The sequence below is a fragment of the Campylobacter sp. 2018MI34 genome, from assembly GCF_016598975.1.
Classification (GTDB): domain Bacteria; phylum Campylobacterota; class Campylobacteria; order Campylobacterales; family Campylobacteraceae; genus Campylobacter_D.
Genome location: NZ_JAENKS010000270.1, coordinates 1 through 382, shown reverse-complemented (window position 1 = coordinate 382; position 382 = coordinate 1). Strand labels below are relative to the sequence as shown.

Annotated in this window: 1 protein-coding gene; it reads left to right on the top strand. The window is 63.6% G+C overall.

The features are described 5' to 3' along the window. A partial coding sequence (locus tag JG676_RS08765) for an ABC transporter substrate-binding protein (RefSeq protein ID WP_200218000.1) occupies positions 1 to 382 on the top strand: 382 nt, incomplete at both ends.

Below are 382 nucleotides of genomic sequence, written 5' to 3'. Positions count from 1 at the left end.
CCCGTACACTTTCTTCTCGCTCGAAAAGAAACCGATCCGCAAGCCGCAGGACATGGTCGGCAAGAAGATCGGCATCCAGGCGACCGGCAAGATCCTGCTCTCGGCGCTCCTGAAGAAGCACAACATCCCCGAGAAGGACGTCGAGGCCGTGGTCATCGGCTCGGACTTCGCGCCTTTGCTGACCGGCCAGACCGATGCGGTGACCGGTTGGCTGACCTCCACGACGGCGATCAAGGGGCTGGGCCAGCCGCCGGTTACGCTTCGCCTGTGGGACGCCGGCGTGCAGCTCTATGCACTGCCGCTCTACGCCACCAAGGACACGATCGAGAAGAAGCCCGCGATGCTCGCCGGGTTCCTGAAGGGTCTGGCGAAGGGCTACGAA